14 protein-coding genes and 1 pseudogene are annotated in these 12576 nt (G+C 58.2%); 11 read left to right on the top strand and 4 right to left on the bottom strand.

Going from position 1 to position 12576, the window contains the following annotated elements; all coding sequences use genetic code 11:
- Positions 1-4: 4 nt before the first annotated feature.
- Together AC13E3_RS19785 and AC13E3_RS19780 are read right to left on the bottom strand one after the other, a co-directional pair.
- Positions 5-1315 carry a TolC family protein gene (locus tag AC13E3_RS19785; protein WP_103918245.1) on the bottom strand — a complete coding sequence of 437 codons (1311 nt, stop codon included), beginning with the start codon at positions 1313-1315 and terminating at the stop codon, positions 5-7.
- Positions 1316-1378: 63 nt separating this feature from the next.
- Positions 1379-1726, bottom strand: a complete 348-nt coding sequence (locus AC13E3_RS19780) for a hypothetical protein (RefSeq protein ID WP_153740020.1) — start codon at positions 1724-1726, stop codon at positions 1379-1381.
- Between the two features lie 106 nt (positions 1727-1832).
- Between AC13E3_RS19780 and AC13E3_RS19775 the strand changes: the two are divergent.
- Positions 1833-2090: pseudogene (locus AC13E3_RS19775) on the top strand (mercury(II) reductase); the annotation flags it as partial.
- 15 nt (positions 2091-2105) lie between these two features.
- On the opposite strand, the gene AC13E3_RS19770 reads toward AC13E3_RS19775, so the two are convergent.
- A complete protein-coding gene (locus AC13E3_RS19770; protein ID WP_482902433.1) occupies positions 2106-3062 on the bottom strand; it encodes an arsenic resistance protein in 957 nt (318 codons plus the stop codon).
- A 407-nt stretch (positions 3063-3469) separates the two neighbouring features.
- Between AC13E3_RS19770 and tadA the strand changes: the two genes are divergently transcribed.
- From tadA to AC13E3_RS19750, 4 genes are read left to right on the top strand one after another with little or no spacing between them, the layout of a single operon-like run.
- On the top strand, positions 3470-3973 hold the full coding sequence (gene tadA / locus AC13E3_RS19765) for a tRNA adenosine(34) deaminase TadA (protein ID WP_482902432.1): 504 nt from the start codon (positions 3470-3472) through the stop codon (positions 3971-3973).
- 9 nt (positions 3974-3982) lie between these two features.
- Positions 3983-4978 carry a UDP-glucose 4-epimerase GalE gene (galE, locus tag AC13E3_RS19760; protein ID WP_482902431.1) on the top strand — a complete coding sequence of 332 codons (996 nt, stop codon included), beginning with the start codon at positions 3983-3985 and terminating at the stop codon, positions 4976-4978.
- Positions 4979-5008: 30 nt separating this feature from the next.
- Complete coding sequence (locus tag AC13E3_RS19755; protein WP_008169144.1) at positions 5009-6352, top strand: UDP-glucose dehydrogenase family protein; 1344 nt, start codon at positions 5009-5011, stop codon at positions 6350-6352.
- A 17-nt stretch (positions 6353-6369) separates the two neighbouring features.
- Positions 6370-6810, top strand: a complete 441-nt coding sequence (locus AC13E3_RS19750) for an HIT domain-containing protein (protein ID WP_482902430.1) — start codon at positions 6370-6372, stop codon at positions 6808-6810.
- A 13-nt stretch (positions 6811-6823) separates the two neighbouring features.
- Here the strand turns inward: AC13E3_RS19750 and fabR are convergent, their stop codons facing one another.
- A complete protein-coding gene (gene fabR / locus AC13E3_RS19745) occupies positions 6824-7441 on the bottom strand; it encodes an HTH-type transcriptional repressor FabR (protein WP_108017333.1) in 618 nt (205 codons plus the stop codon).
- A gap of 208 nt (positions 7442-7649) precedes the next feature.
- Between fabR and aspS the strand changes: the two genes are divergently transcribed.
- The 6 genes from aspS (at position 7650) to AC13E3_RS19715 (ending at position 12574) form a co-directional block, all read left to right on the top strand.
- Positions 7650-9458 (top strand): aspartate--tRNA ligase, encoded by a 1809-nt coding sequence (gene aspS, locus AC13E3_RS19740; protein ID WP_482902429.1) that lies wholly within the window; start codon positions 7650-7652, stop codon positions 9456-9458.
- A 25-nt stretch (positions 9459-9483) separates the two neighbouring features.
- Positions 9484-9750, top strand: coding sequence for a YebC/PmpR family DNA-binding transcriptional regulator (locus AC13E3_RS19735; RefSeq protein ID WP_273072735.1), 267 nt, complete (start codon positions 9484-9486; stop codon positions 9748-9750).
- Positions 9751-9768: 18 nt separating this feature from the next.
- Positions 9769-10296 carry a crossover junction endodeoxyribonuclease RuvC gene (gene ruvC, locus AC13E3_RS19730; protein WP_014577393.1) on the top strand — a complete coding sequence of 176 codons (528 nt, stop codon included), beginning with the start codon at positions 9769-9771 and terminating at the stop codon, positions 10294-10296.
- A 30-nt stretch (positions 10297-10326) separates the two neighbouring features.
- Positions 10327-10956 carry a Holliday junction branch migration protein RuvA gene (gene ruvA, locus AC13E3_RS19725; RefSeq protein WP_482902428.1) on the top strand — a complete coding sequence of 210 codons (630 nt, stop codon included), beginning with the start codon at positions 10327-10329 and terminating at the stop codon, positions 10954-10956.
- A gap of 132 nt (positions 10957-11088) precedes the next feature.
- Entirely contained in the window at positions 11089-12120 is a 1032-nt protein-coding gene (gene ruvB, locus AC13E3_RS19720; RefSeq protein WP_008169131.1) for a Holliday junction branch migration DNA helicase RuvB, read from the top strand.
- Positions 12113-12574, top strand: a complete 462-nt coding sequence (locus AC13E3_RS19715) for a YbgC/FadM family acyl-CoA thioesterase (RefSeq protein WP_014577390.1) — start codon at positions 12113-12115, stop codon at positions 12572-12574. Before ruvB ends, AC13E3_RS19715 begins: the two co-directional genes overlap by 8 nt.
- Positions 12575-12576: the final 2 nt, after the last annotated feature.

Genomic DNA, 12576 nt, shown 5'->3' with positions numbered 1-12576 from the left:
TGGGTTAGCGCGTCGGGGCGCCCGGAACAGTCGCGAGTGGCTGCGCCGTAAGTTGTTCGATCAACGCCTGGTTGAGCAGCGCCGTGGTGGCGGCGTCGACCAGTGCCTCCCGTGCTGAGAGCAGCTCCCGCTGTGCGGCGGTCCACTCCACATAGCTGTAGCGGCCGTTTTCATAGGCTTCGCGGGTCTGAGTGAGTGCCTCGGTCAGGTCGGGAAGCATTTGGCTGCGAATCTGCTCAACAGTCTCGATGCTTTGTTGCCGCAAGTGGTAGGCGTCGAACAGGCGCGAATGGAGGCGCAGCAGGGTATCCTCCCGGCGGAATCGGACCTCATCCCGCGCCGCCAGGGCGGCCTGCACCTCGCCGCGATTGCGCCGTCCGGAAAAGAGCGGTACCGAGAGCCCAGCGGTCAAGGCCGTATCATCCGTCTCTTCGAAGCGCCGGATGCCGACCTGCCAACGGATGTCGCTCTCGGACTGGCTGCGCGCCAGCTGAATTTCCGCTTCGCGGATACGCTGTTCGCTGGCGTAGATTTGAATGGCCGGGCTGTCGCTGACCCGCTGGTACAGAGCAACGAAGTTGTCGGAGGAACCGAACTGGAACAGGTCGCCTTCCAGCATTTGAAAGTCCGGGCTGGTATCACCCCACAGGGAAGCCAGAGCCATTTTCCGGCTCTCGTAGGCGGCTCGCAGATGGGACTGCTCAATACGACTCTGGGTGAGCGCGGCCCTGGCGCGCAGGACTTCGGCCTGGGGCGCCGCGCCGCGGTCGGCGCGACGGGTGACGATCTCGTGGGTGGCCTCGGCCAGCGCCACGGCTTCAGCGGCGAGTTGGAGTTTTTCCTGCAGGGCCAGGGTGGCGACAAAGCGCTGGGTCACCTGTCCGAGCACATCCAGGGTCTCGGCCCGGCGCTCGGCCTCGACGCGCCCGTATCGTGAGTCAACCACGCTGACGCGGGCCTGACGCTTGCCGCCAAGTTCGAGAACCGATGACAGGGATAGGGTGTACTCTGCCCCGTCAACTCCTCGCAGATTGTCGCTGCCGAGGAAGTTTTCCACTTCCAGGCCGGCCTCCAGGGCAGGATTTTGATCTGCCGTAATGCGGCGGCCATCAAGGCCCTGAAGGCGAAAATCGAAGACCTGGAGGCCGGGGTTTTGCGCCATGGTCCGCGAGAGGGCCTCGGACAGAGTGAGCGGTTTCTCCCCGGCGTGTGCCAGGGCAGCACCGAATGCCAGCGCTAGAAGGGAAAAGGCATGGATAATAGAGTGGGACGGCATTGCGCGCCGCCCAGTTTTCATGGGCATTCTGAAAAGCATGAGGCTGCTCCTACGAAAGTCTAAATGACAGTTGTTCCCCGGGTGGGGAAGGTATTCGCAGGGTCAGGAAACGGGAGGGCGGAAAAGGGAGGATTGAACCCCGGTGGTGAAGTTGGCTTGGTAGTCGGACTGTACTATTCCCGCAGCCAAGCCGGAAATGTCTGTGAGGGTTCCCAGCAACACCATGTGAAAGCAGCTGTGGCTGTGATGGCCATGGTCCGCTGAATGACTGGGGCTGTCGGGAGACGACTTGGTTGCCTGATTTTCGCTGGAAAAATCCGCTGATTCGTGTGAATGCTCATCATAATGTGGCATTGCGGGGTTGTGCGGTTGTGCTTCATAGGCAATAGATGCCACTGACTGCAAAGCAATCAACAGCGTCATTGCGACTATGAAACAGCGTTTAATCATGCAAGTGGTCCCGGAATTTGATCGTGAGCCTAGCAGAAAGGCAACCACATAGAAAGGACTGGACTCCCATGGCGTTACGTGTGTCCGTAGTGCGCTGCCCTGAGTGGCGGGCGATTGCACCGACCAACCGCAGTTCGTCTATGTGGCTGCCGCCGGGGGCAGCCGGGCCGGGATCAATATGGCCGGCGGCGACGCTATGCTCGATCTTCGCGCCATGCCGGCGGTCATGGCGATGCGGGCCAATATGACCGTGCAGAAATTGGCTGAAGAGCTGTTTCCCTACCGGACCACAGTGGAAGGGCTCAAGCACTGCGCCCAGACTTTTACCAAGGACGTGACTCAATTGTCCTGTTGTGCCGGGTAAGGCTGCGTTCCCGGCTCAGTCGGAATGCCTGATCAGGTGCGGCAGCCAGCGCAGATACGCGACCATACCGAACAACTCGACCAGGGATTGGAAAACAATGACAACGACAGCGGCCCGCCAGGGTTCCGGCAGTGACAGGGCCAGTGGCAGCATAACGAAGGAGTTTCGGGTGCCAAAGCTGAAGGTGAGGGTGCAGCTGGTAGTGGGTGTGAACCCGAATAGTTCGCTGAGCCCCTTGCCGATAATGGCGGCGGCAACCAGGTAAAGTACAAAGACTAGGAGCGCGGACCACAGCAGGGCGCCATTGTCGATCACCAGGCTGACCTGGGAGCCGGCAATCAGAAACACCACCAGCGCCAGCAATGGCACGGGCAGACACCCAAGCCAGTCCACCAGTGTTTGCGCTCGCTGGTGCTTTTCCGTCAGCCGTTCGGTTAACCAGGCCAGGATCAGCGGAGTGACAATCAGTCCGAAGAAGGCTGGCAACAAGTGGCTGCCAACCGCCAGTTCAATGGCGATATTGCCCATGAAGAGCCAGATGTAAACGGGCAGCAAAATGAGCTGGACAATCAGGAGGATCGGCGCGGCCGCGATGGCCCGGGCACCGTCCCCGCCACCGAGATGGGTAAAACTGATAAACCAGTCCGTACAGGGTACCAGCAGTACCAGCAGCACGCTGAGACGAATAGCGGGATCATCCGGTAACAGCCACAACAGAAGACCAACGACCACCGGTATCAGGATAAAATTGCCCGTCAGCAAAGCGGCCAGAAAGCGGCGATCACGAAATGCCGACCTGAGATGTATCAGTGGTACCTGAGTGAAAGTGGTGTACAGGAGAACGCCCAGTGCGGGCCAAAGCAGCGCTTCCCAATGACGGGTCTGCTCTGGTGACATCCAGCCGATGGTCATGCCGGCCAGGATGACTAGGAGATAAAGCCAGACTTGATATCGCTCCAATTGTTCGCGCATTTAAGGCTGTTCCCGCTGTTTTTTCGAGGGCACGATAGTATCATTGGGGCGCAATGAACTCCCGACACTTGCCCTGAGCATTTCGGCAGGCTTCGAGGGGGACTGAAATCTCTTTAGGTTGGGTCGGGAGAGATACGGTAAAATGGTTAGCGTCAGCGTTATACCTTTTTTCTGACAGTAGCGGGGATGGGCGTCTCCACAGGGTTGGTGGCTTTTTACCCGGTTTGGCTGGTTCTGACCCTGTTGAGAGGAGCTGTCAGTAAAAAATGAAATTATTTTTAAGGAATTTCTGAGCATGGTATTTATCATGGTGTTACCGATTATCAGTATAATAAGCCGTTGAAAATAAAAAACAAAAATGGCTTATTAATAATAGAGTGGGAATAATCGACGGGTGAGCCGGTCCGATGTCTGAGGCGACGCCGGAAGACGAGCTCTGGATGAATCGCGCGCTCCAGCTGGCTGGTGAGGCTGCAGCAAAGGGCGAGGTGCCTGTTGGCGCCGTGGTGGTTCTGGATGGCAAGGAAATCGGCGCGGGTTTTAACGCGCCGATTTCCGGTTGCGATCCCACGGCCCATGCCGAAATCAGGGCGCTGCGCGATGCCGCGGCCCGGGTGGGCAATTATCGGCTGCCGGATGCCACGCTTTACGTTACTCTGGAGCCCTGTACCATGTGCGTGGGTGCTATCGTCCACGGCAGAATCAGTCGGCTTGTCTATGGGGCGCGTGAGCCCAAGGCCGGTGCAATAGAGTCTGCACGCCGGACACTCGAAGAGTACCATCTGAACTGGGACGTGACCGCCGTTGGCGGCGTCTTGTCAGATCAGTGCAGCCAGGCGATCAGTGAGTTTTTCAGTCGGCGACGGGCAGAGATCCGGCGTCTGCGCAAACAGAATTCAGGGAAGGAGTAGTTTTCGCCTATGAAAGTCCTCGTTACCGGCGGAGCCGGATATATTGGCAGTCACGTGGTCCGTCAGCTGGGCCAGGCCGGTCACGATATCGTTGTTTTCGATAACCTCTCCACTGGCTACCGCTGGGCGGTCACCGCCGGCGAACTGGTGGTCGGGGATCTGGCCGACGAAGCGGCAATCGAAGATCTGTTCTCCCGTCACCGGTTTGAGGCGGTTCTGCATTTCGCTGCCAATATTGTGGTGCCGGAGTCTGTCGCCAACCCCCTGAAGTACTACAGCAACAATACCCGCAATACCCTGAACCTCCTGAAAGCGGTCGAAAAGCACGAAGTGCCGTACATGGTGTTTTCCTCCACCGCGGCCGTCTATGGTATGCCCGAGCAGACGGTGCTCACTGAGGATCTGCCGCTGGCCCCGATCAACCCCTACGGCGCGTCCAAGATGATGAGCGAGCGGATGATCATGGATCTGGCCGCAGCCTCCAGCCTCAATTATGTGATTCTCCGTTACTTCAATGTAGCAGGCGCGAATCCGGAAGGGCTGCTGGGGCAGGCCACACCTGAAGCCACGCATCTGATCAAGGTCGCCTGTGAGTGCGTGACGGAACAGCGGGAAGGCATGAGTGTCTTCGGCACCGATTACGATACCCGGGACGGCACCTGCATTCGCGACTACATCCACGTGGAGGACCTGGCCAAGGCCCACGTGATGGCGCTGGACTACATGGCAGACGGCGGTCATTCGAAGGTCATGAACTGCGGTTATGGTCGCGGCTTTACGGTCCGGGAAGTGATTGATGTGGTCAAGGCGCAATCCGGCGTTGATTTTCCGGTCACCGAAACCGGCCGCCGCGCCGGCGACCCGGCAGCATTGATGGCGGACAACACACTTATCCGCCAGACCCTGGGCTGGCAGCCGGACTACGACAATCTGGATACCATTGTCGGCACCGCCCTGGCGTGGGAAGCGATCTGGCAGACGAAAAAAGCTGACGACACCCAATAACTTTTCTGTATTTGTATCGGGATTTAAAGGATGAAAATAACGATTTTTGGAACCGGTTATGTTGGCCTGGTTACTGGTGCTTGCCTGGCGGATGTTGGCCACGACGTTCTCTGTATGGACGTGGACCAGGGCAAAATTGAAAAGCTCAAGAATGGCCAGATTCCCATCTATGAGCCGGGCCTCGACAATATCGTAAAGCACACCGTTGAGGCAGGCCGCCTTTCCTTTACAACCGATACCAAAGATGCCGTTCGTCACGGCACACTCCAGTTTATTGCCGTGGGTACGCCCCCGGACGAAGACGGTTCTGCCGACCTCCAGTATGTAACCGCGGTAGCCCGTTCCATCGGCGAATACATGGAGGACTACAAGGTAGTCGTCGACAAGTCCACGGTGCCGGTCGGTACCGGCGACAAGGTCTGGACGGCGGTTCGTGCCCAGCTCGACCGTCGTGGCCTGGAACTGGATTTCGACGTGGTGTCCAACCCTGAGTTTCTCAAGGAAGGGGCGGCCATCAACGATTTCATGAAGCCTGATCGCATTGTTGTCGGGACTGATAGCGAGCGCGCGGCTGAGCTTCTGAGGGAGGTCTATTACCCGTTCAACCGCAGTCACGACCGTATGATCTTTATGGACCTGCGGTCCGCAGAGCTCACCAAGTACGCGGCCAACTCCATGCTGGCCACCAAAATCAGCTTTATGAACGAAATCGCCAATCTGGCAGAGCGACTGGGCGCTGATATCGAAGCCGTGCGCCGGGGCATTGGTTCCGACCCGCGGATTGGTTATCACTTCATCTACCCCGGTTGCGGTTACGGCGGTTCCTGCTTCCCGAAAGATGTTCAGGCCCTGGCCCGAACCGCCAGCGACTGCGGTTACGAAGCGCGGCTGCTCAATGCGGTTGAATCGGTCAACTACGCCCAGAAACACGTGTTGTTCGACAAGATCAGCCACTATTTTGGTGGTGATCTCAATGGCAAGGTCGTTGCGCTTTGGGGGCTGGCGTTCAAGCCGAATACCGACGATATGCGCGAAGCTTCTTCCCGCACATTGATGGAAGATCTCTGGAAAGCCGGCGCCAGAGTGCAGGCTTTCGACCCGGAGGCCATGGAGGAAACTCAGCGAATCTACGGTGATCAGGAAGGCCTGACCCTGTGCGGCACGAAAGAGCAGGCGCTTAAAGGGGCAGATGTTCTCGCTATCTGCACCGAGTGGAAAGAGTTCCGGTCGCCAGACTTCGAATCCATTGCTGCGACCATTCGTGAACCTGTGGTCTTTGATGGCCGCAATCTCTACGAGCCGGAAATGCTGGATCGCTACGGCCTCATTTACTACGCCATTGGCCGTGGCCGCACCCAGTTCCACTCCGAGTAAACCCAGATAATCGGAGGATGAGTATGAGCGAACCGGCAGTTTTCCGGTTACACGAGCGACTGAAGGCTGACACGATTGGCCTTGGAAGCACCTCGCTTTGTGAAATCCGACTGATGAATGACAGCACCTGGCCCTGGGTGCTGTTGGTACCAGCTGTCACTGGCATCCGTGAGATCTACCAGTTGTCGGCGGACCAGCAGCACCAGCTGGTCCGCGAATCCTCCGCGCTCAGCGAAGCCATGATGGATGTCTTTGGCGGCGACAAGATGAACGTCGCAGCCCTTGGCAACATGGTGCCCCAGCTTCATCTTCATCATATCGTGCGGTTCGAAGGCGACCCGGCATGGCCGGGCCCTGTGTGGGGCAAGCAGGCGCCGGTTGCTTATTTCGATGAGGAGCTGGCGCAGGTTCGCTCGAGACTGGCTCCGGTTCTTGCTGAGCTTGAGGCCGGTTTCTAATTCGAAAGTGAGGTCAGTTGCGTCTCGCCAGAGTCTGGGAGCCGACCAGGATCATTCTGAGCTCGGTTTTCAGCTTGGCCTTCAGCTCATCACGTTCGGAAGCGGTTGCATCCAGCGCTTCTGCCCCCTGGTTGAAGACGAGCGTTACCATGGCCTCGGCCACCAGCCTGGCTTCTGAGAGGGGCTTGTTCTGCTCGTCGGCGATCCGCCGCAGGTCATCGGCCAGTTCGGTCACAAAGTGGTCAATCTCGGCCTTTACGGCTGTCCGAAAAGGCTTGGAAACCCCGGTCCTTTCCCGAAGCATCAGCCGGAACAGGTTGGCATTGTTGCCCAGGTACTCCATGAAGGTTTCTACAGAAGTGGAAATGGCGCTGCCACCATCACGGGCAATCCGCTTGCGGGCCTGACGCATAAGTTGTCTCAGGGCAACGCCGCCCTCGTCCACCAGAGCCAGGCCCAGTTCATCAAGCTCGGCAAAGTGCCGATAGAAAGACGTGGGGGCGATTCCCGCCTCCCGGGCAACTTCCCGTAAACTCAGACTGCCAAAGCCCCGGTCCGCACTCAATTGCGAGAGCGCCGCATCCATCAGTGCCCGCCGGGTTTTCTGTTTTTGCTCCGCTCTGGTGGCCAAGTTCAGACTCCATCTGCTGGTAAAAAAGAAGCATTCTAGCCGGCTGCCAACCTGCAGTCATCCGACCGCTTGATTTGCGTGCCTGCACGCCTGATTTTCACCGCCATTGTGTTTATAATGGGCGGCTTTTCCGCTATGGTCGCACCATTTTTCAAGCGATCCAGAACACGCACCATATTTGAACACATTAAACGTAACGGGAACCGGTATGCGCAGTCATTATTGCGGTGGGATCAACGAATCCCACATCGATCAGGAAGTCACACTTTGCGGATGGGTACACCGCCGTCGTGACCACGGTGGGGTTATCTTCCTGGATCTGCGGGATCGGGATGGTATGTCTCAGGTGGTTGTCGACCCTGATACCCCTGAGAGCTTCGCGCTCGCGGAAAAAGTCCGCAGCGAGTTCGTGATCAAGGTCACTGGTCGGGTACGTCGTCGTCCTGCCGGCACCGAGAACAACAACATGCCGACCGGGCAGGTTGAGCTTCTGGGTAAGGAACTGAGCATCCTGAACGCCGCCGCAACGCCACCGTTCCCTCTGGATGAGCATGTTGACGTGGGCGAGGACGTGCGTCTGCGCTACAGGTTTGTGGACCTGCGTCGGCCGGAAATGATCAACCGCCTGCGTTTCCGTTCCCGGGTGACCAGTTATATCCGCAACTACCTCGACAGCAACGGCTTCATGGATGTGGAAACTCCTATCCTGACCCGTGCCACGCCGGAAGGCGCGCGGGATTACCTGGTGCCGAGCCGTACCCACGAAGGCTCCTTCTTCGCGCTTCCCCAGTCTCCCCAGCTGTTCAAGCAGCTGCTGATGGTGTCTGGTGTTGACCGCTACTACCAGATCGCCAAGTGTTTCCGGGATGAAGACCTGCGTGCAGATCGTCAGCCGGAGTTCACCCAGGTAGACATCGAGGCCTCTTTCATTGATGAAGAGACCCTGATGAAGCTGAACGAGGACATGATCCGGGCTCTGTTCAAGGATGTGCTGGAGGTTGAACTGCCGTCCTTCCCGCAAATGCCGTATGCCGAGGCAATGCAACGTTACGGCAGCGACAAGCCGGATCTGCGTATCCCGCTGGAGCTGCTGGATGTAAATGATCTGGTTGAAGGCGTGGACTTCAAGGTCTTCGCAGGTCCTGCCAAGGATCCGAAAGGTCGTGTGGCGGCTCTGCGTGTGCCGAAAGGCGGCGAGCTGACGCGCAAGCAGATTGACGACTACACCAAGTTTGTTGGTATCTACGGTGCCAAAGGTCTTGCCTATATCAAGGTCAATGACCTGTCCAAGGGCGTTGAAGGTCTGCAGTCCCCGATCATCAAGTTCCTGGGTGATGATGTTGCTCTGGCTATCATGGAGCGTGTGGGTGCCGAAGACGGCGACATCGTGTTCTTCGGCGCGGACAAAACCAACGTGGTCAATGAAGCCCTCGGCGCACTGCGGATCAAGATCGGTCACGATCTCGACATGCTGACTTCCGAGTGGGCGCCGCTCTGGGTTGTCGATTTCCCGATGTTCGAGGAAACTCCGGACGGCGGCCTGACCGCGATTCACCACCCGTTCACCGCGCCGTCCTGTAGTCCGGAAGATCTGGCCGCAGACCCCGCCAAAGCGTTGTCCCGCGCCTACGATATGGTGTTGAACGGCACTGAATTGGGCGGCGGTTCTATCCGTATTCACGATGAGAAAATGCAGGAAGCGGTGTTCCGTATTCTGGGTATCGGTGAAGAGGAAGCCCGCGCCAAGTTCGGCTTCCTGCTGGATGCCCTGAAGTTTGGTTGCCCGCCCCATGGTGGTCTGGCGTTCGGCCTGGATCGCCTGGTCATGCTGATGACCGGCGCTTCGTCCATCCGTGACGTTATCGCATTCCCGAAAACCCAGAGTGCCACCTGTCTGATGACCCAGGCGCCGGGCGAAGTGGATGAGAAGCAGCTGCGTGAGTTGCATATCCGTCTGCGCAAGCCGTCAAAGCCGGTTGAAGGCAACAAGGCGGAAGCCGGTGAGGGCAACGAGTAAGTCAGTGATTTAAGCGAGGAGCTGTATGGCGGGTCACAGTAAGTGGGCCAACATCAAGCACCGCAAGGCGGCACAGGACGCCAGGCGGGGCAAGATCTTCACCAAAATCATTCGTGAGCTGACCTACGAAGGCTACGGTCCCGAGTGGGAAGAGGATCGCCTGGTGGAAGCCGTGCTCAGCGCCGGCGCTGAAACCATCCTGAAGCTCATTGATATGCTCGAAGATCTGGACGATGTTCAGAATGTCTACCACAACGCGGATATCTCCGGCGAAATAATGGAATCGCTTTGACCAGTCAGGAGCATTGATGTGGCGATAATTCTGGGCGTTGATCCGGGGTCACGAATTACCGGTTACGGCGTCATTCGCGCCGATGGTCGACACATCGAGTACATCGATAGCGGCTGTATCCGGGTGGGCGAGAAGCCCATGGCTGAACGCCTTCAGACCATATTCCAGAGCCTTGCCACTCTGATCGGTGAGTATCGGCCGGAAGAATTCGCCATCGAGCAGGTGTTCATGGCCCGGAACCCGGACTCTGCACTGAAACTCGGCCAGGCCCGCGGCGCAGCCATCGTCAGTGCCGCCAACAGCGGGTTGGCGGTTCACGAATACTCGGCGAGGCAGGTCAAACAGGCGGTGGTCGGCAAGGGTGGCGCTGACAAATCCCAGGTTCAGCACATGGTTCAGGTGTTACTCTCGCTTTCACGCAAACCCCAGGCAGACGCGGCCGATGCGCTCGCCATCGCCATGTGCCATGCCCACATGAGTCAGAGTATCCTGCGGGTAGCCAGTGGCGCGGGAAAAGTCCGAAGCGGTCGTGTGCGACAACAATAAACCGCTCCCAGGAGCGACAGGAGATTCAGCTTGATTGGTCGTATCCGAGGTATTCTGGTCGAAAAGGCTCCGGGCCAGGCGCTGGTTGAGTGCGCGGGCCTGGGCTATGAAGTCGACATCCCCTATACCACCTTCTTTCATCTGCCGGAGACCGGCGATGAAGTCACCCTGCACACCCATTTTGCCGTCCGAGAAGACGCCCAGAGCCTCTACGGCTTTGCTTCCAGCCTGGACCGGGACCTCTTCCGCCTGCTGATCAAGGTTAATGGGGTTGGCCCGAAGCTGGCCGTTGGCATTCTTTCCGGATTGGACGCACAGCAGTTCATTCGCTGCGTTGAGAATCGTGACTCCGCCTCACTGGTCAAGCTCCCCGGCGTTGGCAAGAAAACCGCAGAACGCCTTCTTATTGAAATGACGGACCGGATAGGGCAACTTGAAGGGCAATTTGTGCCAACGTCGCCAGAGACGACAGGAGTTGTGCAGCCGGGCGGACAAGGTCCCGCTGGCGGGCCGGCGGCCACCGAGGAAGCGGAAGCCGCACTGATTGCACTGGGTTACAAGCCCCAGGAGGCCGCCAAGGCCATCAGCAAAGTGGCCGAGGAGGGTATGACCAGCGAAACCCTCATCCGTCTGGCCCTGCGAAACATGATACCGGCCTGAGCGTGAAAACCTGTCGTGAACCTGTAGAGAGCGTAACGTGACACCTGCAAACCCCTTTGTACAATTGGGGCTGCGCTGGAATAGCGGGCAAACGTGAGGCACGATGTTGATTCCCACACTATGGGTGATGCCATGATCGAATCCGACCGGTTGATCTCGGCCCGGGCCGGTGAATACGAGGAAGTACAAGACAGGGCCATTCGCCCGACCCTGCTGGCCGAGTATGTTGGCCAGCCCACGGTCCGTGAGCAGATGGATATTTTCATATCCGCGGCCCGGGGTCGTCAGGAAGCGCTGGACCACGTTCTGATCTTTGGCCCGCCCGGTCTGGGCAAAACAACCCTTGCCAATATCATCGCCAATGAGATGGGCGTATCCATCAAGACAACGTCTGGTCCTGTGCTTGAAAAAGCCGGTGACCTAGCCGCTATGCTGACTAATCTCGAAGAAGGTGACGTTCTCTTCATTGACGAGATCCACCGTCTCAGCGCGGCAGTGGAAGAAGTGCTGTATCCGGCGATGGAAGATTACCAGCTCGACATCATGATCGGTGAGGGCCCGGCCGCCCGCTCCATCAAACTTGACCTGCCGCCGTTCACCCTCGTCGGGGCGACCACCCGGGCAGGCTTGCTGACTTCGCCGCTGCGAGACCGCTTCGGCATCGTGCAACGGCTGGAGTTCTATAACACCGAAGATCTTACCAGCATCATTCTGCGCTCCGCGCGATTGTCTTCGGTAGCCGTCGATGAGGCAGGCGCGTTCGAAATTGCCCGCCGGTCCCGGGGTACCCCGCGTATCGCCAATCGCCTGTTGCGCCGTGTCCGCGATTTTGCGGAAGTCCGCTCAGACGGTCGTATCACTTCTGACATCGCCGATCAGGCACTGAATATGCTGAAAGTGGATAACCAGGGTTTCGATCACATGGATCGGCGCCTGCTGCTGGCCATGATCGAGAAATTCGACGGTGGCCCTGTTGGGGTCGAAAGCCTTGCTGCCGCGATCAGTGAAGAGCGCGGCACCATTGAGGATGTGCTTGAGCCCTTCCTGATCCAGCAGGGTTATATGGTCCGGACTCCCAGAGGGCGGATGGTGACCTCCAACGCCTATCAGCATTTCGGCGTGATTCCGCCGAAGTCGGGCAGGGAGGACGATCTTTTTGGTTGAACAGGCGCCAGAGGGAAGGTTCGAACTGCCGATTCGGGTCTATATCGAGGACACCGACGCTGGTGGCATCGTATTTCATGCCAAATATCTCCATTACATGGAGCGGGCCCGAACCGAATGGGTGCGCAGTTGCGGCGTTGGCCTCAGGGCGGGTCTGGCAGACAATATCAGTTATGTGGTGCAACGGCTGACCATTCATTATGCGGTGCCGGCCAAGCTTGATGACGAACTGCTGGTTACTGCGGAACCGGTAGCTTTTGGTAGAGTCTGGATGGATTTCCGTCAGCGTGTGATGCGGGCCGAAGACCGAAAGTTGCTGAGTGACAGTGATGTGCGGGTAGCCTGCGTAGCGCTTGATTCCGGTCGTCCCCGCCGGTTACCGACGAATATGCAGGAATTGCTGGCCAGGAATGTCCAGCCCACCGAAACGATAAACAGAACGAGCCAGGAGTAAGA

It is taken from the genome of Marinobacter sp. L-80, assembly GCF_056859395.1.
The sequence above is the reverse complement of the archived record's forward strand: the minus strand, read 5'-3'. Positions and strand labels throughout refer to the sequence as shown.

Coding starts and splice junctions, on each gene's coding strand:
- AC13E3_RS19735 (WP_273072735.1), top strand. CDS start 9,484: ATGGCGGGTCACAGTAAGTGGGCCAACATCAAGCACCGCAAGGCGGCA.
- AC13E3_RS19750 (WP_482902430.1), top strand. CDS start 6,370: ATGAGTATGAGCGAACCGGCAGTTTTCCGGTTACACGAGCGACTGAAG.
- AC13E3_RS19785 (WP_103918245.1), bottom strand. CDS start 1,315: ATGCTTTTCAGAATGCCCATGAAAACTGGGCGGCGCGCAATGCCGTCC.
- tadA (WP_482902432.1), top strand. CDS start 3,470: ATGTCTGAGGCGACGCCGGAAGACGAGCTCTGGATGAATCGCGCGCTC.
- AC13E3_RS19770 (WP_482902433.1), bottom strand. CDS start 3,062: ATGCGCGAACAATTGGAGCGATATCAAGTCTGGCTTTATCTCCTAGTC.
- AC13E3_RS19780 (WP_153740020.1), bottom strand. CDS start 1,726: ATGATTAAACGCTGTTTCATAGTCGCAATGACGCTGTTGATTGCTTTG.
- ruvB (WP_008169131.1), top strand. CDS start 11,089: ATGATCGAATCCGACCGGTTGATCTCGGCCCGGGCCGGTGAATACGAG.
- AC13E3_RS19755 (WP_008169144.1), top strand. CDS start 5,009: ATGAAAATAACGATTTTTGGAACCGGTTATGTTGGCCTGGTTACTGGT.
- aspS (WP_482902429.1), top strand. CDS start 7,650: ATGCGCAGTCATTATTGCGGTGGGATCAACGAATCCCACATCGATCAG.
- galE (WP_482902431.1), top strand. CDS start 3,983: ATGAAAGTCCTCGTTACCGGCGGAGCCGGATATATTGGCAGTCACGTG.